Genomic DNA, 23,784 nt, shown 5'->3' with positions numbered 1-23,784 from the left:
GAACCCCTCCGTCAGCCGCTAAAACGGCTGCCACCTCCCCGTTTGCACTTCGTGAAAACAGGGAGGACAAGTGCCTTTTCGATCCTCCCTGTTTTTGCGCAGCACAAACGGGGAGGTGGCAGCGCGCAGCGCTGACGGAGGGGCAATACGAAACCGTGCCCTGCCCGCTACTCCTCCTCAAGCAGCCACTTGCGCCGCTCCTTGATCGTCTCGCTGAGCTTCGGCCCCGCGCAATACTCCTGCTCGAACGCGGTCAGAGGTGGCGGCGACGGTTCCTCGAACTTCGCGGCGATTTCCTTGCGCAGGCAGAACCCCGCCGCCTCGCGCACACCCAGCATGTCGATGGGGATGCGGCTCGTCTCCTTTCGCGCGATCGGTCCTGCCAGATCGGCAATCATCCCGGCCCACGCGGTCCGGTTTTCCCGAGCCTCCTTGCCCTTCCCGCCAGCCTTGGGCGAAACGACGATGCTCGCCCGGACCGCCTCGGCCTCATCAAAGCTGCCGAGTTCGCGCAAACCGTTCGCAAGCCGGAATCGCGCAGCAATGGCTTCGAGGTTCCCCGCATCCGGCTTCACCAGCCGCGCCGCCTCGACGAATTCCGCGTTATAGCGCCGCGCCCGCTCGCCTGCCGGATCGTCGTTCTTCGCCTCCCAGCTTGCTTCCAGCAACCACCAGTGCAGATCCTTGTCGCCCAGAAACTGCGCGGTGCGATAGGCCAGATAGCGCGGCGTCTCGCCTGCGCTGCGCAGCGCCTTGTAACCCTCGCTCGCGATGAACGGCGCAAGCCGCGCGACTTCCTCAGGCGTGAAGTCGCGATACATCACCAGCCCGTTCGATGGGCACTGCGGCAATTCCACCGGAAACCGGCCCGAACCCAACGGCATTCCATCCGGCAGCGCACCCCAGGTCGAGATCGACATCAGCGCCATCCGCGTGAACTTTTCGCCGCCGACCGGACAGACAACTTCTTCCTCGGTAAAAGTGCTGGCCTGCGCAGGAGCCGCCCCAGCCGCCGCAAGCAACGGCAGCAACGGCAGGAACACCCGCCCGCCGCACTCGCCTGACTTGCGCCAAACCCTTGAAATCATTGCCAACAAGCGCCGTCCCCCTCACCACCATCGGATTGCCACGATGCCATGCCCTTCCGGCCAGAGCAAACGCAGCTTGCACCGATCCGGCCACGCCCCCCACGCAAAAAAGGCGCGGCCCTTCCCCGGGACCGCGCCTTCAGCGTGTTTTGCCTGCCTTTACATCAATCCTGCGCGGCGGCGTCCTGCTGCTGCGCCACGCGCTTGATCTGGCCCTCGCCCATGGCCGAGACGACGGCGTTCCCGCTGCCGCTGAAGTTGGCGGCGGGCAGCAGGGCCTTTTGCCCATCGACCTTGACCAGCAGCGACTGGACCTGACCGCGGCTGTCGGCGATCACCTCGCGGATCTTGCCGATCTTTTCGCCATCGGGGCCAAGCACGCTCATCCCCTTGCTGAGCGAGAACGCGCCTTGCGCCGAAGAGGCCGCGCTGCCGGCCAGCGCCAGCGATCCGGCCCCGCCCGAAAGCGCGCCATTGGCCGCGCCACTCGCCGAACCGCTCGCCAGGCCGGCGGCAGAGCCCGCGGCGCTGCGCCCCGTCGTCGCCAGCGCACCCGCTGTGCTGCGGGTGCCGTCAACTGCCCCGCGCGCCGTGCTGCGGGCCGTCCCCGCCACGTCGCCAGCGGTCGAACGCACGGCATCGGTGCCGATCAGTTGCGCATTCGCCCCGCCCGAAGCCCCGCCCGTTGCCGAGCCGGAAGCGCGGGTGCCGGTCATTCCGGCCGGGCTGCCAAGCGTCTGGCCAAGGCTGCCGGTCAGCGAACCGTCGGCGCTGCCCTGCGCGCCAACCTTGCCGCTCTTGCGGTCGACCGACTTGCTGGCCGAAGCGCGTCCCGTGGCATCGGCCGAGCCGCGCGTGGTGCTGCGGACAGTGCTGCGCGTCGTGCTGTCGACGCTGTCCATGGTCCGGCCAATGGTGCTGCCACCGATCGAGCCGCCAAGCGTGCCGCCCAGCGATCCACCCAATCCACCGCCGATGCCCCCGCCCCCAAGGATCTGGGCCTGTGCGGCAGGAGCCAGCGCGATCAGCATGGCGGTCGAAGCGATCAGGAACTTGCGCATCGTGATTTCCTTTCCTCAATCTCTGCAGGGCCGCCTCTCGCACGGCCCTTCACGAGGAAAACGGATGGGCTCGCCGCTTTAATTCACGCCCCCCGCATTTTTTCGATTTTTTATCGCGCAGGCCGGCAGATCGTGCACAGCAGCCCGCGCCCATAAGTGCCATCCGGGCCGCGCGCGCCCAGATCGATCGCCTCGGCATCGAGCTTCGGCCCCATGCCTGCGCCCCATTTCAGCGCCACGCGCGATGCCACCAGCGGCGTTGCAAACGACGTGCCGCGCACTTTCACCCGCCGCCCCGCTGCATTGGTTGCCGCGATGTCGGCCCCCGGCGCGGCATAGTCGAGGTGCAGCGCCCGCCCCGCCTCGATCAGCGCCCGGTTGCGCCCGTCCACTGCCGTCACCGCGATCACGCCGGGGTAGGATGCGGGATAGGAAGGCGGCGCCGCCGGGCCATCGTTGCCCACCGCCGCCACGATCACCGCGCCCTTGCCCTGCGCCGCCTTCACCGCCCGCGCCAGCAGCGGATTGGGCGGGCCGACGAGGCTGACCGATACCACCTTCACGCCCTTGCCCACCAGCCAGTCCAGCCCCTTGGCCACGGCCAGCGCGTTGCCGCCCGCCGGGTCACTGCCATAGACATCGGCCACCAGCACGCGCTGCACCCCGGCGAACTGCAGCAGCGAGGTCACCGCGCTGCCATGATCGCTGGCCTTGGGCGCACCACGGGCAAAGCCGCGCATTTCGGCAGGTTTCAGCGCCGGGGTCGCGCCCCCGTCGATCACGCCAACGGGCGTGGCAATCGGCGGCATGGCCCTTGTTACGCCCCCCGCCGCGTCCCCTGCCCTGCCCGACGCAGTGCCGCCCGGAAAGTGCAGCGTATCGGCGGAGATCGTCGCCCCCGGCAGCGCCTGCGCCAGCACGCCCTGCGCGCGTGCCAGCCCCATGCCCGAAGGCACCGCCAGCCGCACCACTTCAACCCCAAGATCGTCCAGCCGCTCGCGCGAAAGCACGACAAAGCCTGCGCGTTGTGCCGTGGCAATGGCATCTGCACCGCCGTCCAGCAGCAGCAGTTCCCCCCGCCGGGCCAGATCGCCCGCCGCGTCCTTCTCGATCAGCTTGCGGTTGGCGCGCGCCAGCCTGTCGAGCCGGTCCAGCCGAGCCTCGGCCAAGCCCCGCACAGTCCGGGTGACGCTGCCCACGGTCTGGCCGACTGTCTGGACCCCCAGATCGCCAACCGTATCGCCCAGCGTGCCGCCAACTCCGCCCAGCGTGCGCCCCGCCGCCCCCTGCCCCATGTCGGGAAGCGCCAATTGCGCGCCCAGCGGCGTCGCCACGGCACCCAGTGCGATCAGGGAAAGGGTCAGGCGTTTCATGTTCATGGAATTATTGCCATATTATCGCTGTCACACGGATTAAACGAACGACGCCACCCGTTCTATCCATCAGAAAGGTAACGACACTGGCCGATCCCTTCGCCGATGGCATCCTTGCACTGCTTCCGCGTCTGCGGCGCTTTGCCGCCGGGCTGTCGCGCGATACGGGCGAGGCCGACGATCTTTGCCAGATGACCATCGAACGCGCCCTGCGCTCGCGCAGCAAGTGGCAGCAGGGCACGCGGCTCGACAGCTGGATGTACAGGATGATGCGCAATATCTGGATTGACGAAATCCGCGCCCGCACGCGTCGCAGCGAAACCTTCGTGGTCGAGGACGCCGGCCTTGGCGTCGGCGCCTCGGGCGGGCAGGAAGCCCGCGTTGAACTGGCCGACATGGATCGCGCGCTTGCCCGCCTGCCCGATGAACAGCGCGAGGCGGTGCTGCTGGTGATGGTCGAAGGCTGGTCCTACAAGGAAGCGGCGGAAATCGTCGGCTGCCCGGTCGGCACACTCAATTCGCGCCTGGTGCGCGGGCGCGATGCCCTGATGACCCTGCTGGGAGAAGCGGCATGAACCCCACCCCCGAAGAAATCGCCGCCTTTGCCGATGGCCAACTCGAAGGAGCCGATCACGCCCGCGTGTCCGCCGCCATCGCCGCTGACCCGGCGCTGGAACGGCAAGTTTCCGCGCACCGCGCTCTCGCCAATCGCCTTGGCGCGCATTTCGCGCCCATTGCCGCAGAACCGGTGCCAGATCACCTCGCCGCGCTGCTGAAGGCCCCGCAGGACACCGTCGTCAACTTTGCCGAGGCCCGCGCCCGCCGCAAGGGCCCGCCACGCTGGGCATGGCTCGCCGGCCCCGCGCTTGCCGCCTCGCTGGTCCTTGCCCTCACCCTGCGTCCGCCTGCCGATGCAGACCGGGCAGGCTATGCCGACGCCCAGCTCGCCAGCGCGCTCGATAGCCAGCTCGTCGCCGGGCAACAGGCCGATGCCCCGGTGCGCGTCCTGCTCAGCTTCCGCGATGCAGGCGGCGCCTATTGCCGGGCCTTCGAACGCGCCGCCGGCGCCGCCATCGCCTGCCGCGATGCACAAGGCTGGCAATTGCGCAACCGCAGCCCAGTCACCGACTCCGGCACCAACTCCGGCGCCGGCTCCGGCGCGCCCTCCGGGCAGTACCGTCAGGCCAGCAGCGCGGGCGAGGTCCTTGCCGCCGCGCAGGCCATGGCGAACGGCCCCGCGTTGAGCGCCGAAGAGGAGCTGGCCGCGCAGCGCAAGGGGTGGCGCGTCAGCCCCTGATTTTCCGGCAAATCCGGTCATCATGATAGGATACCAAAGTCCAGGTTTGGTATCCCTTTCGTTGACGCCTGCGATTTGCCGCGCTAACCCTTGCCCCTGCCGTGGCATACGATCCCTCCCGCCTCACCCTCGCCTTCCGCCGCGGACAGCTTGACGCGCTGGTCCGCACGCACCTCGGCCCGGCAGGGCTTTACACCCCGGAAATGCAGCAATCGCTGGCGCTTCGGCAGCTCTCGCAAGCCTGGGCCGCCTATCGCGAAGATCGCGGCATCACGCTTGGCGCCCGGCTCGTCGGCGCGGAATGCGCGGCAGAGCGCGATGCTTTCCTCGGCCTCGTCGCGCGCATCCTCCCCTCGCCCGCCTCGCCGCTGGCAGAGGCCGTGCGCACCGTCCGGCGCATCGCCGTCGCCCCATTGGCTGCAGAGGCCCGCCAGGCCGCCACGATCGAGGCACAGAGCCTCCCCCAGCTCGAAGCGGTCATCGCCACCCTCGCAAGTGATCGCCTCCCCACAGACCCGCTGGAGCGTCTGCTCGCGTTGATCGAGCACCACCGCTACTCGCTGGGCGCGGGCGAAGATGCGCTCGGCGCCACCGCGCTCAGCCCGTGCTGGGCGATCAACCTCCTCGCCCTGACCCGTCCCGAAGCCCTCGCGCTTTGCGTCCCGCCAATTCCCCTGCCCGCCCTGGCCCGCCGCCGCCTGTTCCGGGCCGATCTCTCCGCAGCCAAGCGGCGCGATGCCGCCAGCGACGGCCTGCTCAAGGCCATGCTCGAGGCCGCCCGCGATCTTGACCGCATCTGGCAGGCCACGCGCCGTTTTGCGGGCCTGTTCCCGCAGCTGCGCTCCCACTCCCGGCTCGGCAGCGCCTGGGCATTGCTCGTCAGTCTGGGCGAACTGACCCCGGCCCAGCTCGGCCGGGCCCTCGGCATGACCAAGGCCGGCGCGGGCAAGCTGTTGCGTCAGCTCGAAAGCGGCGGCCTCGCCCGCTCCAACGGGATGTTCGAGCCCTACGCCTGCACCCCGATCGCCGCCGCCCCCTTCGCTGCCGATCTCTACTAAGGCCAGCGCCTCAGGACCCCATCCCATTGTCTTCCAAACAAAGCGAAGCTTCCCCAAGGGTTAGAGGCTTTTAGATTGGGTTAGACAGGTTAAGCGCCCCGCGCCCTGCCCCGACTCGCCATTTCGCCGCGATTCGCGCCCTCTCCCGCGTTCCCGGAGTGTCGGCGAACTGTTCCCGATGGATCGGCGCTGCGTTCCTGATGGATCGAAAGGGCGTTCCCGATAGGTCGAAAGTCCGGACAGGCGCGTTCCCGATGGATCGATGGACCGGATCAGGGGTGCGGTGGGGTGGTGGGATTGAATCACTTTCCAACAGAACTCAAACAAGGAGGTTCAAATTCGGTGGATAAGCGACCTTGCGCAAAATCCGCGAGAAACACCCTGCTACCATGCCCGACACTTCGGGAACGGACGCACCTGACGAACACGACATTTTCGGAACGGCATGCGCGGTGACCGGCGTGGTCACAGGCGGGCCATCAGCGGCGCAGGGTGTGGCCGTGCTTCTCGTGGTGGCGCTTGACGAAGCCGATGAAGGCCTTCTGCCAGTTGGCCGGAAGCCGCGCGGCGTCGGCATTGACCCAGCCTTCGAACTCGGCGTGGAGCGCGTGAAGGTCCCAGCCCGGGCACGTTTCGCGCAAGTGGGCGATGGTGTCGTCCGTCATGAACCCGCGGTTGGCGTTGTCGCTCAGGCCCTTCACGGCCTTGCGGATCAGGGACGAGGCATCGAAGGTTTCGGTCGGAGAAGAATGTTTCCCCGGGGAAACACCCGAGGGCGAGGTACCGCCGACAGGTGCGGGTTCTGCGGACTTGCTGCTGGTGGACGGTGCCGAAGCGCGCTCTGCCTCGGGCTGTCGTACCACGCCGCCAGTCCCCTGCCCCACCTCGCCCGCGCCGTCCTTCCCGTCGATCCGGCGCATGCGCAGCATCGGCTCGCCGCCCTTGGCGGTCTCGACGCTGAGGCCATAGCCCGGCAGCGCGTCCTTCTCGGCCAGCTTGAGGATCTCGAACTTGAAGCGGCGGTATTCGCCCTCGGCGCCGGACTTCTCGAACAGGGTCGGCATGGAGATGGCAAAGCCCTCCTCCCCTGCCCCGCCCGCGTGCTTGCGCGCCACCTTGTAGAGCCAGCGCTCGCGCCCGCCGGTGATGTCGAAATAGGCGCGGTCGATGGACAGCACGCCGCCCTTCATCATCACGCCTTCCCAGAACCAGTTGGACAGTTCGATCGTCATCCCGCGCGAGCGTTCGGTCTTTTCATCGACCAGCTGCGTCCAGCCATCGAGCCAGGAGAAGGTCGCCTCGCGTCTGTTTTCGGCGCGGATATTGGTCTTGATCGTGGTCGCCACCAGACGGTCAAGCGCTTGCCCCAGCAGTTCGTAAGCGCGCCCGGTCGTCGGCCTGCCGATGGCGCGCAGCAGGTCGTAGGGCATGAGGTTCAGCTTGCGCGGCACATCGTTCACGCCGCGCCGCGCCATGTCGGCCAGAACGCTGGCGCAATAGATCAGGATGTCGGCGTCCCAGATCGTCGCCATGCCATAGTCGGGGCTGGCCGAAACGTGGACCCATAGCTTGCCATCGGGGGAGGTGTAGTCGATCGGCTTGACGCGCTTCGATTTGGCAAGGCTGAAGAACGGCCGCTCCATCATCTCGCGCTGATCGCGCATCGGCATGTCCGCCACATAGGGCAGGAACAGGTCGAACTGGTCGCCCGAAGGTGTGGCCCGGGTGGGCTTGGCGCGGTTCAAGGGGAGGGGGCTTTCGCGGGTGTTTCCCCGGGGAAACATTTTTGTGGTGTGGGATCTATCGGTGCGTGCTTGAGATGTTTCCCCGGGGAAACACCGTGAACGCAAGGTCGCGTTGGGCATCCTTCAACCAGTTCAGGATGAGCGGTGAGGGGGGGCGGTGCGGGTGTGGGAAGAGCCCGTTCCTGCAGCCACCACCCTGAATTCCGCGCAGCCTGAGCCTGACGAAGGACCCTCTGCAAAAAATGTTTAGCTGCGCTGAACTCGGCTCCGCCTCGTTTCCCCGGGGAAACATTGGTCCGGATCGAGAGGGAAGGCGCGTGTGCGAAAAGTGTTTCCCCGGGGAAACACTTTTCGGTCGCCGCTGTCCTCCCCCCGTTTTCCATCAGAGCAGGATGCTCCGCCCCTCGTCCTCGAGCTGTTCGAGCGCGTCGCGCGCCAGTTCGAGAAGGGCGTCGAGGTGCATGCCCGATCCGGCGTGGAAGCGCAGGGTCACGCCCTGGCGGTTGATCGAACGTACCGTGATGGCGGGCCTGCCGCCCCGGCCTTCGAGCACGATCTCGCGTGGTGGGCCATCGGCCTTGACGGTGCCTGCGGCCATCAGGCGGGCGACGACATCATTGGCGGCAATCGCCGGATCGCCAGCCTTGCGCCGCTCTTCCTGCAGGCGGGCAAGGACCTTGGCCTCGCGCAGGATCGCCGGCGCCAGCTCGCGATTGTCGAGCAGCTGGGCGAGGGGGTAGGCGGGCTTCAGCTGCACGTCGGCCGGGCTGGCAAAGGCGGCGACCACGGCGTCAGGCAGCGAGGCGACCTTGAGCATCTTCGACAGCCAACCCTTTGACAGGTTGAGCCGATCGGCCATGCGCGTCAGGTGCGCGCCGTAATGATCGTAAAGCGCCTGCGCATAGTTGCGGGCGCGTTCAAGGTCCGAAACGTCCTTGCGGGCGCGGTTTTCCAGGTCGGCAAGGCGAAACGCGGCTTCGTCATCAAGCTGGGCGACTTGCGCCACGAACTGCATCTCGGGATACGAGTGCGAACGCAGCCACGAGATCGACCAGTGCCGCCGGGTGCCGGCGATGACTTCGAAGTCATGGTCCGGATCGCCATCGATGCGGCGGACCACGGCAGGGACCTTCTGGCCACCCTCGGCAATGATCGAATCGATCAGCTCGCGGCAGGAATCGACCGAGAGGTGTTCGTAGGAGCGGGCATTGCCCTTCCACACCCGCACCCGCGCCGGATCGAGCAGGAGCTGCGTGACCTGGCGGACTTCGCCGCTCGCCACACGCGCCAGCGCGCTTTCGCGGCCGAGCAAGGTGGTGCCGCGCAGACGTTCATTTCGAGCCGGGGCAGGGGAGGGGGCTGCCGATTCGGCCACTGCCTCTGAAGGCACAGTTTCGGCAGTTTCCGATTTTGTTTCAAGCACTTCCTCGTCGGCCAGAAGGCTTGCGAGATAGTCCGACTGCTTACGCGCCATAAGTCACCTCGTTGCGAAAAGCGCGGAACATAAAGTGAACGGCGGCTTGTAGGAAAGGTGTTTCCAACTTGGGTCCAAGACGGTCAGGCATGGATCACGTCCTCCTCTCGGGCCGGAGCGACGCGGCCCCAGCCGGCGCGGACGAGCTGTTCGATCTGGCCCATCGCTTCATCGAGATTGGCGCGGCAGCGCTTGTGCGTGCGCGGCGTGCCGATCGGCTTTTCCAGCTCATAGACCGTCATCATGCGCAGCGCCGCGTGGCTGATCTCGGCGCTTTCGAGGATCGGCACGGGCAGCAGGGCGGGGCCGAAGGTCTGCTCCATGATGGTGCGGACCATTTCGTGGGAAGGATCGCCGCCATCGAACTTGGAACAGATCAGGCGGACGAAGCTGTAGTCCACGGCAATCCCCGCCTCGATCAGCTGGGCGATGACCTGGTCCATCATCGAGAGGAACTGCACGGTCGAGCAGAAATCGGGCGTGGTCGCGGCCAGCGGCACCAGCAGCGCATTGGCGGCCTGCATCACCGCCAGCGAGATCGTGCCCAGCGCCGGAGGCGGATCGAGGATCACCACGTCGTAATCGCGGGCCATGTCCAGCAGCCCGGCCTTCAGCTTGCGGAAGCGCGCGGCGAGGACCGACTGGCCATCAGACCCCGAAGCGGCAAGTTCGTACTCCACGTCGAACAGTTCGAGGTTCGAGGGGATCAGGTCGACATTGGGCCAGGGCGTGCGCTTGACCGCGTAGAGCAGGTCGGTCTGGGTCGGGTCGATTGAAAGATAAGGATAAAGGGTTTCGTCGCGGGTGATGTTGAAGTGCGGGTTGAAGCCGAACAGCGTCGTCGTCGTGGCCTGGCTGTCGCAGTCCACCACCAGCACGCGGTAACCCTGCACCGCGAAATAGTGGGCGAGGTGGGTGGTGACGGTCGACTTGCCGACACCGCCCTTGAAGTTCTGCACCGCGATGATCGCCGGCACGTCGAGCGGTGCGCGGGCAGGGGAGGCGCCCAGCACTTCGCGCATGTGCATCAGCTCTTCCATCGAATAGCCCAGCCGCCGCCCGTTTTCGCCCGAAGGCGGCGGGGGGAGGCGGCCGTCATCCTCGGCCATGCGGATGCGATTCGTCGAGCAGCCGAGCAGTTGCGCCGCCTCGGCAATGCCGACACGGACGTTGAGTCCCTTGCGGCTGTCTGGCAGGAAAGCCTTGCGGCGCAGGCGCTCGATCATCTTCTCGCCCGCTGAGGCAAGATCGCCGATCTGGCTGACTATTGAATTCTGATCAGACATCGCCCGCCTGTTTGAAGCTGTTTGGGCGATGGGTTAACCGATTTCCTTCAATCGTGCAACGGCCAAGCGAAACATCTCAAGAACGGGGCGAAAGCGCTCAACCTTCGCCCATCGCCTTGGCGACTGCGGCGTTGATTTCCTCGCGCGTGGGGTTGCGGCGCAAGGTCAGGCCGCCGTTCACCTGCAGGTTTTCCCCGGTCATGAAGCATTCGTCGCTGGCGAGGAACACGGCGGCGGCGGCGACGTCTTCCGAGGTGCCCCAGCGGCCGAGCGGATAGGCATTGCGGAAGCTTTCGAACAGGCCCGGGACCTGTTTTGCCTCGGCATTCATCGGCGTATCGGTGAGGCCCGGCGAGATCGAGTTGGCGCGGATGCCTTCCGCCCCGAATTCGTGGGCGATGCAGCGCACGATATGATCGGTGCCGGCCTTGGTGCCCATGTAGATGGCGTGATCGTTGAGCATGATCGTGGCCGTGGCCGAGCTGATCGTCATCAGCGAGCCGCCGCGCCCGCCCATGGAACGGGCCATCTTGCGGATCATCGCCTGGAAGAACTGGTGCGGGCCAACCAGCTGCAGCGCGCTCATCGCGTCAAGTTCGGCGCGGGTGACTTCAAGGAAGGGCTTGAGCAAGCCCCAGCCGGTGGAATTGATCGCGATGTCGATGCCGCCGAGCTTTTCCGAAGCCGTATCGGCAAGGGCGTTGACGCTGGCCTCGTCGGTGATGTCGCACGGCGCCCATGCGCAGCCGGTCTGCGCGGCGAAGTCAGCCAGCACGGCCTCCTTGCGGCCCGAAACCAGCACATGCGCGCCTTCGTCAAGCAGGCGCCGGGCGATGACCTGCCCCATGTTGCCTTCGCTGCTGGCGCCCAGCACCACGGCGGTCTTGCCTTCGAGACGCTTCATTTCCACTGCTCCCAATTGCTTTGGCGACTGGCTACCACCGCACGGCGCGCGGCATTTCCTGTTCAAAAGGGGAGTGGCTTGGCATTGCCACGGCCTTCAAGAACGCTGCAACAGATTCTGCACGGGATAGAGGAGCTGACTGATGGATCTCGGACTCAAGGGCAAGAAGGTGATCCTGACCGGCGGCAGCCGCGGCATCGGGCGGGCGACTGCGGAACTGCTCGCCGCCGAAGGTGCGGACATCGCGTTCTGCTCGCGCAATCCCGAACAGGTCGCCGAAGCGGCGGAAAGCCTTGGCAAGCATGGCGGCAAGGTCTTCGGTTCGGCCTTCGACATGGATCAGGGTCACGATGCCTATCGCGCCTGGCTGACCGATGCCGCTGAAAAGCTGGGCGGTTGCGACATCTTCATCCCGATGATCTCGACTTCGGGTTCGGGGCAGACCGGCGACTGGCAGAAGGGCCTCGACCACGACATCATGGGTTCGGTGATCGGCATCGAGGTGCTGGAGCAGTACCTGGAAAAGTCGTCTGCGCCTTCGGTGGTGATCCTGTCGTCGACCGCAGGGCTCGAAACCTTCATCGTGCCGCAGGGCTACAATGCGCTGAAGGGTGCGCTGATCGTCTATGCGGGGCAGCTCAGCCAGGCGCTGGGGCCGAAGGGCATTCGCGTCAACACCGTCTCGCCCGGCCCGATCAAGTTCACCGGCGGCAGCTGGGACGTGATCGAAGGTGCCGCGCCCGAGCTGTACAAGTCGGTCGAAGCCGGTTTCGCGCTGGGCCGTTTCGGCGGGCCGGAGGAAGTGGCCAAGGCGGTGGTGTTCCTTGCCAGCCCGGCATCGTCCTATACGACCGGAACCAATCTGGTTGTCGATGGCGGCTTTACCAAGCGCGTTCAATTCTGAGGAACCTGCCATGAGCATCGGGGCCAAGGGGATCCAGCATATCGGGGTCTCGGTCCCCGATCTCGACAAGGCGCGTGATTTCTACCTCGGCTTGCTGGGCGCGGTCGAGGTGGGGCCGCCACTGGAATGGCGGGACAATCCCTTCATCGACGAGGTGATCGGGCTGAAGGGCAGCGCGGCGCGGCAGTTCATGTGCCGGCTTGGCAATGCCCATATCGAGGTGTTCGAGTACACAGCGCCTCCGCCGGAGCAACAGGACCCGAATCGCGGGGTTAACCACCATGGTTACACGCACTTCGCGGTGCAGGTGGATGATATCCAGGCCTGCTACCAGCGCCTGCTCGACGCAGGCATCCGCGTCCATGCGCCGCCTTCGATGGCGGGCGTGACCATGGACGAGCAGGGGCGCAAGAGCGGTTATGCCGCGACCTATTGCCGCGATTTCTTCGGCAACGTGTTCGAGATCATGGAGATCTACGACGACCCGCAGATTCGCCCGGTGTGGCGCGAAGGCGTGGGCGTGATTGTGCCGGACTGAAAACCGGCAAGTCTGCATGTTTAGCTTCGTTTCCCCGGGGAAACATGCGCGAACTAGCCAAAAGCGCAGGGGTTCGGGGCGCTTTTTCTTGACCTTGGTCAAACCCGCCGGGCCGCTGTCGTGACATCGTTCTCTCACCCAAAGAGGAGAGAGGAACACGATGGCCGACCGCGATCCCGGCGCCTTCGACCGCGCACGATGCCCCGGCACCAGCTGGGAGGACATTTTGGCGGCGGACGAGGTGCAGCCGCCTGCCTTCATGGCCGAGGACCGTTCGCAGTATCTCGGCTCTGCGCCGATCGATGCTGCGCGTTACCACAGCCCGGAATTCTTCCGCGCCGAGTGCGAGAAGATGTGGCCGGCGGTGTGGCAGTTTGCCGCGCGCGAGGAGGACCTGCCCGAGCCCGGCGACTATGTGACCTACGACAATGCCGGGCGATCCTACCTGATCGTGCGGCAGGAGGATGGCAGCGTGAAGGCGTTTCACAACGTCTGCCTGCATCGCGGCCGCAAGCTCAAGACCGATAGCGGCAGTGCCGAGCAGTTCCTCTGCCCGTTCCACGGCTTTTCGTGGAACCCTGACGGGTCCTTGCGCAACATTCCCTGCCGCTGGGACTTTGCCCACCTGACCGACGCGAAGATGCAGTTGCCCGAGGCGAGCCTGGCGCAGTGGGGCGGCTACATCTTCGTGCGCGACAATGCCGAAGGGCCGACGATCGAGGAATATCTCGCCCCGCTGCCCGAGTTCTTCAAGCGCTGGAAACACGAGGAGTGCGTGACTGTGGCCTGGGTGGCCAAGGTCATCCCCGCCAACTGGAAGATCGCGATGGAGGCTTTCATGGAAAGCTACCACGCCTATGTCACGCACCCGCAGCTGATGCCGTTCACCGGCGATGCCAATGCCGCCTACCATGTGCTGGGCGACCACGTGAACGTGAACTACACCCCGTTCGGCGTGGTCAGCCCGCATATCGAGGCACAGGCGCAGGCCGAGCACTGGCCGCAGCAGCGGATCATCGATGAATTCCGCAAGTACAACGGCCGCAGCGCCGACAACTACGATGCGGACAAGGACAATTATGCGATCACGGTGCCGGAAGGGCGCAGCGCCCGCGCCGCGCTGGGCGCGAAGATGCGCGAGGTTTCGGAAAAGCAGTTCGGCGGGGACTATTCGGGCGTTTCGGAAAGCGAGCTGCTGGATGCGCTGGTCTACAACGTGTTCCCCAACTTCGCGCCGTGGGGCGGGTTCATGCCGAACATCGTCTATCGCTGGCGGCCGTGGCCCGATCAGGACAAGTGCCTGATGGAAGTGCGCGTGATTGCGCGGGTGCCGGAAGGTCAAGAACGGCCGGCGGGCGTGCCGATGCACATGCTGGGTGACGACCAGATCTGGGCCGATGCGCCCGAACTCGGCGTGCTGGGCGCGGTGCTCGATCAGGACAGCGAGAACATGGCGCTGTGCCACGAAGGGCTGAAGGTTTCGAAGAACCAGGCCGTCGAACTCGCCGACTATCAAGAAGTGCGCATCCGCCACATCCACCAGACGCTCGACACTTACCTGAACGCTTGAGCGATTTGCCCACCCCCGACCCCTCCCGCCTGCGGGAGGGGAGATGAAAGACCTGCTCCTGCCCTCCCGCAAGCGGGAGGGCCGCGAGACTTGGAGAGCGTAGCGAACCTGGTCGCAGCGGGGTGGGCATTCAGCCGAGCCGGAATTGGATAAAGAAAGGCTGCCCCAGATGACCGAACTTTACGACAAGTACGCCCGCGCGGCGGAGCGCATGCTCCACTTCGTCGAGACCAGGACGACCGACATGGCGAGCGGGACGATGCGCGTGCCGGTGGCCGACTATCTCAGCGAGGAGCGCTTCGAGGCGGAGATCGCGCGGATCTTCAAGCGGTTGCCGCTGATGCTGGCGCTGAGTATCGAACTGCCCAACGTGAACGATTACAAGGCGATGGAGGTGATGGGCCTGCCGGTGCTGATCACGCGCGGGCGTGACGGCAAGGCGCGCGCGTTCCTCAATGTGTGCAAGCACCGCGCGATGCATCTGGCCCAGGAGGGCAAGGGCAATTGCAAGGCCTTTGCTTGCCAGTACCACGGCTGGACCTATTCCAACGAAGGCAAGCTGATCGGCATTGCCGAGGCAAGCACGTTCGGCGATGTCGACCGCTCGACGCTGAACATGACCGAGCTGCCTTGCGACGAGGCGGCGGGGCTGATCTTCGTGATCCTGACACCCAAGGACTCTGGCGGCCTGCCGATCAACGCGGTCGAGTGGATGGGCGGGATGTACGAGGACTTTGCCGCATTGAAGCTGGAGACGTGGTACTTCCACAAGGCGCGCGCGATGCAGGGCGCGAACTGGAAGGTGGCCTATGACGGCTATCTTGAAGGCTACCACTTCCAGGCCGCGCACACCAACACGGTGGCAACGCGCAGCCCTTCGAACCGGGCGAATTACGAAGGCTTCGGGCCGCACATCCGGCTGGGCTTTCCGCAGAATTCAATCACCCGATTGGCCGAGCTGCCGCGCGAGGAGTGGGGGCGGCAGGAGAACAACGGCTATGATTTCATCCGCATGCTGTTCCCCAACATGAGCTTCTTCCTTGCGCCCGAAATGGGCCAGCTGGCGCAGCTGTTCCCGGGGCCGAAGGCGAACCAGAATACCACGGTGATGAACTACATCTTCCCGGTGAAGCCCGAGACGGAGGAAGGCCTCGCCGCGCTGGACCAGATGTGCGATTTTTTCTTCGACGTGGTGGAGGAGGAGGACTACTTCCTTGGCCTGAAAGTGCAGAACGGGCTGGAATCCGGGGCGATGACGCACCAGACCTTTGGCCGGAACGAGCCGGGCAACCAGTTCTTCCACAAGTGGATCGCCTATTACCTCGACGAAAGCGGCAGCACGCCGATGCCGGTGATGAAGGCCTAGGCGGCCGGGCGGGTGAGCGCCTGGGCCGGTGCGCCGAGCACGGCCTGGCGCAACTGGAGCGAGCGGGTGAACATCGGTCCGCAGGCTTCAAGGAACTGCGTGGGCTTCATGCCCAGAAATTCGTGCGCCTCGCGGATGAAGTGCGAGTAATCGGTGTAGCCGGCGTCGATGGCGAGCGCGCGTCGGCCCGGCCCACCGCGGATCAGCGCATGGAGCGAGCGCAGGAAGCGGGCGCGGCGCAGCAGCAGCTTGGGCGCAAAACCGAACGCCCGCAGGCAAAGGCGCTCCAGCTGGCGCGAGGCAATGCCGAGACTGTGCGAGAGCTGGCCGACCGTGCGCAGATTGGGATCGAGCAGGGCCGAAAAGATCCGGGCAATCGTGTCCTCGTCGCGGTGGGACATGCCCATCCGGCCGATCAGCCAGGCATCGAAGATTGCAGGGACCGCGCCGGGCGCCGCGTTGCGCAGGTGCCGGGCCAGAGCTTCGACATCTTCGCCCAGCATGTCGCGCGCAGGGACGACGCGATTGGCGATCTTGGCAGCGGAGCAGCTGCCGAGGCGCGCCCATCCCAGCGGGGTGATCCCTGCGCCGACGACGGTGCCGGCATCGCTTTGCGACCAGCAGGCCGTGGACGAAGGGCCGAACAGCGCGACATCGGGCACGCGCACGGCTTCGCCCCCACCGTAACGCACATGCCAGCGGGTCTGGGGATCAAGCAGAATGCGCAAGTTGAACCAAGCCGGCTGGAACACATCGCTGTGGACCTGCCCTTGCGGCGGCGCGACGGCGTAAAGGTGGTAGCCGCTCACCAGCCCTTCGAGCCTGGGGGAGGGCTTCCAGTAATCCATGCGCATGGCCGCCGGCGGATCGGCCCGCGCGCTGCCTTCATCGAATGCCGCGACCTTCATCAACTGCGTTCCTGCCCCTGGCCCAAGCCCTTGACCGGCTTTGGAAAAGGAACGGCCTGAACGGGTTTTAGTGCCGGACCATGGCGCCGCCATCGACCCACACGCCATGGCCGGACATGAAGCGGGCATCGTCGCTGCACAGGAAGGCGATGACGTCGGCGATGTCCTTGGGCTGGCCGAGGCGGCGCAAGGGGGCCTTGTTTTCCCAGAAGGTGCGGAATTCGGGCATCTGCGCAAAGGCGGGCGCGGTCATTGCCGTGGCGATGGCGCCGGGCTGCACGCAGTTCACCGTCACCCCGAACGGCCCGAGTTCCGCCGCAACCGACTTGGTAAAGCCGAGCACGGCGTGCTTGGAGGCGGAATAGGCGCTGAGGCCCTCGTCGCCGTGGCTCGACGTGGTGGAGCCGATGGTGACGATGCGGCCATTGCCCGCGGCCTTGAGGTGCGGCACGGCATCGCGCACGAGGCGGAACACGGCGACGAGGTTCACCTCGATCACGCGCAGGAAATAGGCGTCGTCATGGCCTTCGAGGGGGTGGAACGCGCTGATCCCGGCGCAGGGGACCAGCGTATCGAGCCCGCCCATCGCCGCCACGGCCTGTTCGACAAGCCGGGCATTGGCGTCGGGGGCGGTGAGGTCGGCCGTGAAATCGATATCACCCTGCACATCTGCGGTGAAGACTTGCGCCCCGTCGGCGCGCAGGCGTGCCGCCGTGGCCGCGCCGATGCCCGAGCCTGCACCGGTGACGATGGCCTTGCGGCCCGCCAGGCGATCAGAGGTGGGGCGATCAGAGGCCATCGGCAATCTTCAGCACGAGCTTGCCGGTGTTGGCCCCGCTGAACAGGCGCATGAAGGCATCGTAGGCATTTTCGAGGCCGTGCTGCACGTCCTCGTCGATGCGCAGGCGGCCTTGCGCCATCCATTCCGCCATGACCGCGCCGCCTTCGGCAAAGCGGGGGGCGTAGTCCATGATCAGGTAGCCGTAGAGCGTGGCCTGGTTGGTGAGGATCGACCAGAGGTTGCGCGCGCCGACCTTGGCGGGGGAATTGTATTCGCTGATCAAGCCGCACAGCACGATGCGGGCATGCTTGGCGAGGTTGAGCAGTTCGGCATCGAACACGTCGCCGCCGACGTTCTCGAACACGACATCCGCCCCGTTCGGCGCGGCAGCGCGGATCTCGGCGGCGAGCTGGTCGACCGACTTGTTCTTGTAGTCGATGGCGACATCGAAGCCGTAGTCCTCGATCAGGCGGCGGCACTTCTCCGCGCCGCCGGCGATGCCGATGACCCGGCAGCCGAGAATCTTGCCGATCTGGCCGACTGCCGAGCCAACCGCCCCTGCGGCGCCTGAAACCAGCAGCGTTTCACCGGGCTTGGGCTTGGCCACATCAATCAGGCCAAAATAGGCGGTGAGGCCGACCGCGCCCATCGCCGAGAGGAACCGCGATGGCGAATCGACCTGGGCAACATCGACCTTCATGGTAAAGCCGCCGGCGCCGTTGACCGAGTAGTCCTCGAGCCCGTTCATGCCCAGGACCCAGTCTCCGACGGCGAAATCGGGCGAGTTCGAGGCGGCGACCACGCCGACCGTGGTGGCGCGAACCGGATCGCCCAGGGGGATCGGCGGCATGTAGCTGGGCGCATCGTCCATCCATCCGCGCTGTGCAGGATCGAGCGAGGCATAGCAGTTGCGCACGACGAAGCCGCCCTCGGGCGCAGAGGGAACTGGCTGTTCGACAAGGGAAAAGTCCTCTGGCACCGGCGTGCCGTGGGGGCGACGGGCCAGCAGGAAGCGGCGATTGACGGTCATGGTGATCTCTCCCGGATTCTCGTCCGAACGTTACGGCAAGGATGGATGATGCACTGGCACATGCACCTGTAACAAGTCGCAGTTGGTTCGATCAGCGCAGCGGTGGATGAAGAAGGTGAGCCATCGTCCCTGAGCGGACGAGGTTACCCTTGGAGGGAGGATAGACATGAGAACCACTGCTGCACGGCGCATGCTTGCCGTTGCCATGACCACCACCGCGCTTGGCTTTTCGCTGCCGGCCCTTGCTGCCGAAGCAGACGAGCCGCAGGCGGTTCAGGCCGACGATAGCGCACAGGCAGCAGACGCTGGCGATACCGGCGCGATCATCGTGACCGCGCGCCGCCGTTCGGAAACGCTGCAGAGCACGCCGGTAGCGATCACCGCGGTCAACACCGCCTTCCTCGAAAGCAAGGCTGCCGTGAACATCGGCGACCTGCAGGGCGCGGCTCCGGGCCTGCTGATCACCCAGCAGAATTCGGGCGCGCAGGCGGCAAACATCTCGATCCGCGGCCTGACTTATGCCGACATCGAGAAGTCGCAGACGCCGACCGTGGGCGTGCTGGTTGACGGCGTGGTGATCGGCACCAACACCGGCCAGCTGCAGGATGCGTTCGACATCGCCCAGCTGGAAGTGCTGCGCGGGCCGCAGGGCACGCTGTTCGGCGCCAACACCATCGGCGGCGTGATCAACATCCAGCGCACCAAGCCGACGATGAAGCCGGGCCTCAAGGCCGAGGCGACCTTTGCCAAGTTCGGCACGTTCTCGACCAAGCTGCTCGCCAACTATGGCAACGAGGAGAGCTGGGGCGTCAAGGCGTGGTATTTCCACAACGAAACCAACGGCTTCTACAAGAACGTCACCCGCAATGTCGACGCGGGCTGGAGCAATGGCGAGAACTACGGCGCCAGCCTGCTGTTCAAGCCGACCGGTTCGGGCTTTGACGCGCAGCTGACGGTGGCCCAGGTCGAGCAGGTGTTCGATCCGGTGGTGAGCAACATCACCAACAGCAGCGAAGTGTTCTGCGCGTTCATTCCGGCGCGCGAATGCAATCGCAACACCACCACCGATCTCTACACCACCTTCGGCGATGCTGCTTCAAGCAACTACAAGGCGCCCGAAGCCACGCTGGAAATGAACTATGACGCGGGCGGCGTGAAGCTGACCTCGATCACCGGCTGGCGCAAGAGCACGGAAGCGCAGACGCAGGACTTCGACGGTTCGTCGGTCGATCTCTACTATGTCGATCGCCGCCAGCACTACGAACAGTGGAGCCAGGAGCTGCGCGCTGCGGGCGAGCTGTTCGACGGGTTCGACTATGTCGTCGGCGGCTTCTACTTCAAGTCGGAATACGACCTGACGCAGTGGTCGCGCGTGTTCGGCTTCAGCCCGAGCACCCCGCCGACCCTGTTTGACCGCAACGCCCAGCGCGTGGAAGGCAAGACCGAGAGCTACGCCGTGTTCGGCGACTTCAACTGGGCCTTTGCCGAGGGCTTCCGCCTTTCGTTCGGTGGCCGCTACAGCCACGACAAGAAGGAGCTGAGCAACGGCTTTGCGGCCAACACGCTGCTCGATCCCGACAACATCGACCTGAGCAAGATCGCACTGGTGGGCAAGGGCAAGGCAAGCTTCAACAAGTTCACCCCCAAGGTCGGCATCGACTGGCGCCCGAACCAGGACGTGATGGTCTATGCCTCGTGGTCGCGCGGTTATCGTTCGGGCGGGTTCAGCCCGCGCGCGGCAACCGCTGCCACCGCCAGCACGCCGTTCCAGCCTGAAACGGTCGACGCCTATGAAGTGGGCGTGAAGCTTTCGGCGTTCGACCGCAAGCTGGAGCTGAACCTTGCCGGCTTCGTGTCTGACTACAAGGACATGCAGCAGAACCTGACCGTTCCGGGTGGCCCCACCGGCAACCAGACGATCACCGGCAACGTTCCGGGCGGCGCGCTGATCAAGGGCATCGAGGCGGACGGCACGCTGCGCGTGACCGAGAACTTCCGCATCACCGGCTCGATCGCGATCATGGATTCGCACTTCCGCAACTTCGTCACCTGCGGCGCCTATGCGGCAGGGCCGGTGGCGACCAACCCTTGCGGTGCGGGGCTGGTGCCGTTCAACTACTCGGCCAACCGCCTGATCTATGCGCCGGACTTCACCGCCTCGCTGGGCGCGGAATACGTCGCACCGACCGGCTTTGGCGACATCACCACCAATGTCGGCTGGCGCCACATCTCGCCCTATGACGAGCAGCTTTCGGCAGCTTCGCTGACGCCGACGCTGAACGGTTCGGGCCAGGCGACGCTGATCACCGTGGGCGGCAACGATCCGCGCGTGCGCACCACCACGCAGGATCTGGTCGATGCGTCGATGACGTTCAATTTCGACATCGACGACGCCAAGGCCTACCTGCGCGTGTTCACCCGCAACCTGCTGAACGAGAAGACCACGACCCACGCATTCACCGTGGCTGGCCTGTGGTCGTTCGGCATGGCGCTGGAACCGCGGACCTACGGCGTTACCGCAGGCTTCAAGTTCTGAAGCAAGCGCATATAACCTGATCCACCTTGCCGGGGGGGCGGGGGAGGGTCGCTTAGGCGACGTTCCTTTCCGTCCCTCCGGTTTTTTATTGGGAGAGTTTCAAATGGGCCGTCTTTCCGGAAAAGTCGCATTGGTGACAGGTGGTGCTTCGGTGCCGGGCCTGGGCAGCGCCACTGCGCAGCGCTTTGCCGAGGAAGGCGCCAAGGTGTGGCTGACCGACCGCGATCTGGCCGGCGCCGAGAAGGTGGCCGAAGGCATCCGCGCCGCGGGCGGCGAGGCCCGCGCGATGCTGCATGACGTGACCAGCGAGGCGCAGTGGGACGAGGTCTTCGCCGCGATCGAGGCCGAGGACGGCAAGCTGGACGTGTGCGTCAACAATGCCGGGATCGCCGTGCTGCGGCCGATCGAGGACATGACCAGCGCCGATTGGGCGCTGCAGAACTCGGTCAACCTCGACAGCGTGTTCCAGGGCACCAAGCGCGCGGTGATCCTGATGCGCAAGACCGGGGTGAAGGGTTCGATCATCAACATCTCGTCTGTCGCCGGGCTGATCGGCGTGCCGGCCTGCGGCGCCTATGCCGCGGCCAAGGGCGGCGTGCGGCTGTTTTCCAAGACCATTGCGGTGGAAACCGCCAAGGACGGCATCCGCGTGAACTCGGTTCATCCGGGCATGATCCTGACCAACATCCAGGGCGTGGCGCAGGAAGACAATGCCGCGAACTATGACGCGACGCTGGCGCTGGTGCCGATGGGCTACATGGGCGCGCCGCTGGACATCGCCAACATGAACCTGTTCCTCGCCTCGGACGAGAGCCGCTATGTCACGGGGACCGAGCTGGTGGTCGATGGGGGGATGACGGCGCTTTGATACTGCCGGGCGGGGTGGCGAGTGCCCACCCCCCTGCGACTAATCTCGCTGCGCTCGATAAGTCTCGCGGCCCTCCCGCTTGCGGGAGGGCAAGACGCAGCGTTGGCTCCCCCCTCCCGCAAGCGGGAGGGGTTGGGGGTGGGCATGAGGCGCTATTCCGCTACCCAGCGGATCGCGTTCTCGACCAGGCGACGGTAGTGCGGGTTGTCGTAGGCCGAGGGGCCGTCGCCGGGCTGGAGATAGACGAGGCGGCTGTTGAGGGCTTGCCGGGTCCAGCCGACGAGATTGGAGCCGGCCGGGTGGTCCCAGCCTTCGCGGCTGAACATTTCGCCCTTCACGGCAAGGTCTGCCGACCAGAAGTGATCGCGGTCAAACGTGGCGCTTGAGCGCAGGAGCGGGGTGACGTCGCTTTCATTGACCTGGCCGAGGTAGAGTTCGTCGGTCAGGGTGAAGCTGGCGGGCAGGCCGGCGGTGACGGGGTGATCGGCCACGACCGCAATTTCGTGGGTGACATCGTGGCAATAGCCGCTGTCGGGCACCGTCTCCCCGCGCCACTCGCCCGGATGGTAGAGGAACTGCCCGCCCAGCCAATCGTGATATTCCGCCCATGTCGGCCATCCGGCGAGCGCGTGGTGGAGCGCGACGACGCCCTTGCCCTGTTCGAGCAGGGCGCGGAAACCGGCCTGCAGTTCGGGCGAAGGTTCGCGGTAGAGCGGGGCATTTTCCGGCGCTTCGAAATCAAGGCCGGGCATGTCATAAAGCACCAGCGCATCGAATTGGCGCATGTCTTCAGGGTTCATCAGCAGCGCGGCGGCGGGCTGATCGACCATGGTGGCCGATATGCCGTCCATCGCCTGGAACATGGCGTCGAAGGCGGTGCGATCGAACGGGTGGCCGCGCACGGCGACGAGGCACTGGAGCGGGGCGCGGTGCTTGATGATCGGCATCAGGCGACTTTCACGATGACTTTGCCGATGGCCTTGCCCGAGAGCATGCGGCGATAGGCGGCGAGGGTGTTTTCCAGCCCTTGCGTCTCATCGAGATTGACGGTGAGCGTGCCGGCATCGACCCATTCGCGCAAGGTGGGCAGGAATTCGGCGCCGCGGTGGAGGAAGTCGGGGATGAAGAAGCCTTCGATGCGCAGGCGGCGCATCAGCACCTGATCGAAGCGGGCCGGGCCGGGCAGGGGGGCGTCGTTGTCATAAGCGGCGACCATGCCGCACACCGCGACGCGGCCATAATGCGCCATGTTGGGCAGGACGGCATCGAGCAGCGGCCCGCCGACATTGTCGAAATAGGCATGGACGCCGCCTTCGACGGCCGCGAGACGGGCGGCGACGTCATCGTTCTTGTAGTCGATGGCGATATCGACGCCCAATTCTTCGGTCAGGTAGCGGCACTTTTCAGGGCCGCCGGCAATGCCGATGACCCTTGCGCCAAGGTTGCGGCCGACCTGGCAGGCCATCGATCCGGTGGCTCCGGCAGCGGCGGAGACGACCAGCCATTCGCCGGGCTTGACCGCGGCGACTTCCTTGACGCCGACATAGGCGGTCCAGGCATTCATGCCGAGCGCGCCGAAGTGGTGGCGGATGTCGGCCACGGTGTCGTCGACGATCTCGAGCCCGGCGAGGGCAGGGACCATTGTGGCGTAGTCTGCCCACTGGCCGAAGCCGCGCACCAGTGTGCCGACCGGAAAGGCCGCATCGCGGCTTTCGCTGACGTGGCCGAGGACGAGGCCTGCCATCTTGCTGCCCAAGGGCAGGGGCGGCTGATAGCCATCGGTGCGCGGGCTCATCCACATGCGCGTGCCGGCGTCCATCGACAGGTAGCCGACCTTTACCCGCACTTCGCCTTCCCCAAGCGGCGGCAGGGTTTCGGTCTGCAGGCTGAGTGCGGCTTCGAAGTCTGAGCCTTCGGGGTGACGATCAAGGCGCCAGAAGCGGTTTTCGGTCATGGGAATTCCTCTCAGGCGCCAGAGGTGCCGAGGCCGGGGCAGC

Annotated in this window: 21 protein-coding genes; 9 read left to right on the top strand and 12 right to left on the bottom strand. The window is 65.8% G+C overall.

From position 1 onward, the window contains the following. Positions 1-167: 167 nt before the first annotated feature. The 3 genes from HGI46_RS14385 to HGI46_RS14375 form a co-directional block, all read right to left on the bottom strand. Entirely contained in the window at positions 168-1,088 is a 921-nt protein-coding gene (locus HGI46_RS14385; RefSeq protein WP_168904788.1) for a hypothetical protein, read from the bottom strand. Positions 1,089-1,252: 164 nt separating this feature from the next. Beyond that, on the bottom strand, positions 1,253-2,149 hold the full coding sequence (locus tag HGI46_RS14380; RefSeq protein WP_168904787.1) for a PRC-barrel domain-containing protein: 897 nt from the start codon (positions 2,147-2,149) through the stop codon (positions 1,253-1,255). Between the two features lie 110 nt (positions 2,150-2,259). After that, the gene (locus tag HGI46_RS14375; RefSeq protein ID WP_240946785.1) at positions 2,260-3,522 is read right to left on the bottom strand and encodes a S8 family serine peptidase; all 1,263 of its coding nucleotides are present in this window, start codon (positions 3,520-3,522) and stop codon (positions 2,260-2,262) included. 86 nt (positions 3,523-3,608) lie between these two features. Between HGI46_RS14375 and HGI46_RS14370 the strand changes: the two genes are divergently transcribed. The 3 genes from HGI46_RS14370 to HGI46_RS14360 all read left to right on the top strand — a co-directional run bounded on the left by HGI46_RS14370 (position 3,609) and on the right by HGI46_RS14360 (position 5,877). Beyond that, positions 3,609-4,097 (top strand): RNA polymerase sigma factor, encoded by a 489-nt coding sequence (locus HGI46_RS14370; protein ID WP_118075872.1) that lies wholly within the window; start codon positions 3,609-3,611, stop codon positions 4,095-4,097. Further along, positions 4,094-4,819, top strand: coding sequence for an anti-sigma factor (locus HGI46_RS14365; protein ID WP_168904786.1), 726 nt, complete (start codon positions 4,094-4,096; stop codon positions 4,817-4,819). Before HGI46_RS14370 ends, HGI46_RS14365 begins: the two co-directional genes overlap by 4 nt. A gap of 101 nt (positions 4,820-4,920) precedes the next feature. Then, positions 4,921-5,877 (top strand): hypothetical protein, encoded by a 957-nt coding sequence (locus HGI46_RS14360; protein ID WP_168904785.1) that lies wholly within the window; start codon positions 4,921-4,923, stop codon positions 5,875-5,877. Between the two features lie 479 nt (positions 5,878-6,356). Here HGI46_RS14360 and HGI46_RS14355 read toward each other — a convergent pair whose 3' ends face one another. From HGI46_RS14355 to HGI46_RS14340, 4 genes are all read right to left on the bottom strand, one after another. Continuing rightward, positions 6,357-7,622 carry a replication initiator protein A gene (locus HGI46_RS14355; RefSeq protein ID WP_240946784.1) on the bottom strand — a complete coding sequence of 422 codons (1,266 nt, stop codon included), beginning with the start codon at positions 7,620-7,622 and terminating at the stop codon, positions 6,357-6,359. Between the two features lie 382 nt (positions 7,623-8,004). Next, positions 8,005-9,096: a ParB/RepB/Spo0J family partition protein gene (locus HGI46_RS14350; RefSeq protein WP_168904783.1), complete on the bottom strand. Its 1,092-nt coding sequence runs from the start codon at positions 9,094-9,096 to the stop codon at positions 8,005-8,007. An 83-nt stretch (positions 9,097-9,179) separates the two neighbouring features. After that, the gene (locus tag HGI46_RS14345) at positions 9,180-10,382 is read right to left on the bottom strand and encodes an AAA family ATPase (RefSeq protein ID WP_168904782.1); all 1,203 of its coding nucleotides are present in this window, start codon (positions 10,380-10,382) and stop codon (positions 9,180-9,182) included. Between the two features lie 97 nt (positions 10,383-10,479). Beyond that, the gene (locus tag HGI46_RS14340; protein ID WP_168904781.1) at positions 10,480-11,286 is read right to left on the bottom strand and encodes an SDR family oxidoreductase; all 807 of its coding nucleotides are present in this window, start codon (positions 11,284-11,286) and stop codon (positions 10,480-10,482) included. Positions 11,287-11,428: 142 nt separating this feature from the next. Between HGI46_RS14340 and HGI46_RS14335 the strand changes: the two genes are divergently transcribed. The 4 genes from HGI46_RS14335 to HGI46_RS14320 all read left to right on the top strand — a co-directional run bounded on the left by HGI46_RS14335 (position 11,429) and on the right by HGI46_RS14320 (position 15,664). Next, positions 11,429-12,190: an SDR family oxidoreductase gene (locus HGI46_RS14335; RefSeq protein ID WP_118075077.1), complete on the top strand. Its 762-nt coding sequence runs from the start codon at positions 11,429-11,431 to the stop codon at positions 12,188-12,190. Positions 12,191-12,200: 10 nt separating this feature from the next. Beyond that, positions 12,201-12,728 carry a VOC family protein gene (locus tag HGI46_RS14330; RefSeq protein WP_168904780.1) on the top strand — a complete coding sequence of 176 codons (528 nt, stop codon included), beginning with the start codon at positions 12,201-12,203 and terminating at the stop codon, positions 12,726-12,728. A gap of 160 nt (positions 12,729-12,888) precedes the next feature. Continuing rightward, entirely contained in the window at positions 12,889-14,298 is a 1,410-nt protein-coding gene (locus tag HGI46_RS14325; RefSeq protein WP_168904779.1) for an aromatic ring-hydroxylating dioxygenase subunit alpha, read from the top strand. A 169-nt stretch (positions 14,299-14,467) separates the two neighbouring features. After that, positions 14,468-15,664 (top strand): SRPBCC family protein, encoded by a 1,197-nt coding sequence (locus tag HGI46_RS14320; protein WP_168904778.1) that lies wholly within the window; start codon positions 14,468-14,470, stop codon positions 15,662-15,664. On the opposite strand, the gene HGI46_RS14315 is transcribed toward HGI46_RS14320, so the two are convergent. The 3 genes from HGI46_RS14315 to HGI46_RS14305 form a co-directional block, all read right to left on the bottom strand. Then, positions 15,661-16,572, bottom strand: coding sequence for a helix-turn-helix domain-containing protein (locus HGI46_RS14315; RefSeq protein WP_168904777.1), 912 nt, complete (start codon positions 16,570-16,572; stop codon positions 15,661-15,663). The two genes, HGI46_RS14320 and HGI46_RS14315, sit on opposite strands and share 4 nt — an antisense overlap. A 67-nt stretch (positions 16,573-16,639) precedes the next feature. Then, positions 16,640-17,371, bottom strand: coding sequence for an SDR family NAD(P)-dependent oxidoreductase (locus tag HGI46_RS14310; RefSeq protein ID WP_168904776.1), 732 nt, complete (start codon positions 17,369-17,371; stop codon positions 16,640-16,642). Next, positions 17,361-18,383: an NADP-dependent oxidoreductase gene (locus HGI46_RS14305; RefSeq protein WP_118075072.1), complete on the bottom strand. Its 1,023-nt coding sequence runs from the start codon at positions 18,381-18,383 to the stop codon at positions 17,361-17,363. The genes HGI46_RS14310 and HGI46_RS14305 overlap by 11 nt, the downstream gene beginning before the upstream one ends. A 166-nt stretch (positions 18,384-18,549) precedes the next feature. Between HGI46_RS14305 and HGI46_RS14300 the strand changes: the two genes are divergently transcribed. Both HGI46_RS14300 and HGI46_RS14295 read left to right on the top strand, forming a co-directional pair. Further along, on the top strand, positions 18,550-20,919 hold the full coding sequence (locus tag HGI46_RS14300) for a TonB-dependent receptor (protein ID WP_168904775.1): 2,370 nt from the start codon (positions 18,550-18,552) through the stop codon (positions 20,917-20,919). A gap of 103 nt (positions 20,920-21,022) precedes the next feature. Next, positions 21,023-21,787, top strand: coding sequence for a glucose 1-dehydrogenase (locus HGI46_RS14295; protein WP_118075070.1), 765 nt, complete (start codon positions 21,023-21,025; stop codon positions 21,785-21,787). 152 nt (positions 21,788-21,939) lie between these two features. Here HGI46_RS14295 and HGI46_RS14290 read toward each other — a convergent pair whose 3' ends face one another. Together HGI46_RS14290 and HGI46_RS14285 are read right to left on the bottom strand one after the other, a co-directional pair. Beyond that, on the bottom strand, positions 21,940-22,734 hold the full coding sequence (locus tag HGI46_RS14290; RefSeq protein ID WP_168904774.1) for a ThuA domain-containing protein: 795 nt from the start codon (positions 22,732-22,734) through the stop codon (positions 21,940-21,942). After that, complete coding sequence (locus HGI46_RS14285; RefSeq protein WP_168904773.1) at positions 22,734-23,741, bottom strand: NADP-dependent oxidoreductase; 1,008 nt, start codon at positions 23,739-23,741, stop codon at positions 22,734-22,736. Before HGI46_RS14285 ends, HGI46_RS14290 begins: the two co-directional genes overlap by 1 nt. Positions 23,742-23,784 lie beyond the last annotated feature (43 nt).

It is taken from the genome of Novosphingobium sp. ERW19 (assembly GCF_012641315.1).
GTDB lineage: Bacteria > Pseudomonadota > Alphaproteobacteria > Sphingomonadales > Sphingomonadaceae > Novosphingobium.
The sequence above is the reverse complement of the archived record's forward strand: the minus strand, read 5'-3'. Positions and strand labels throughout refer to the sequence as shown.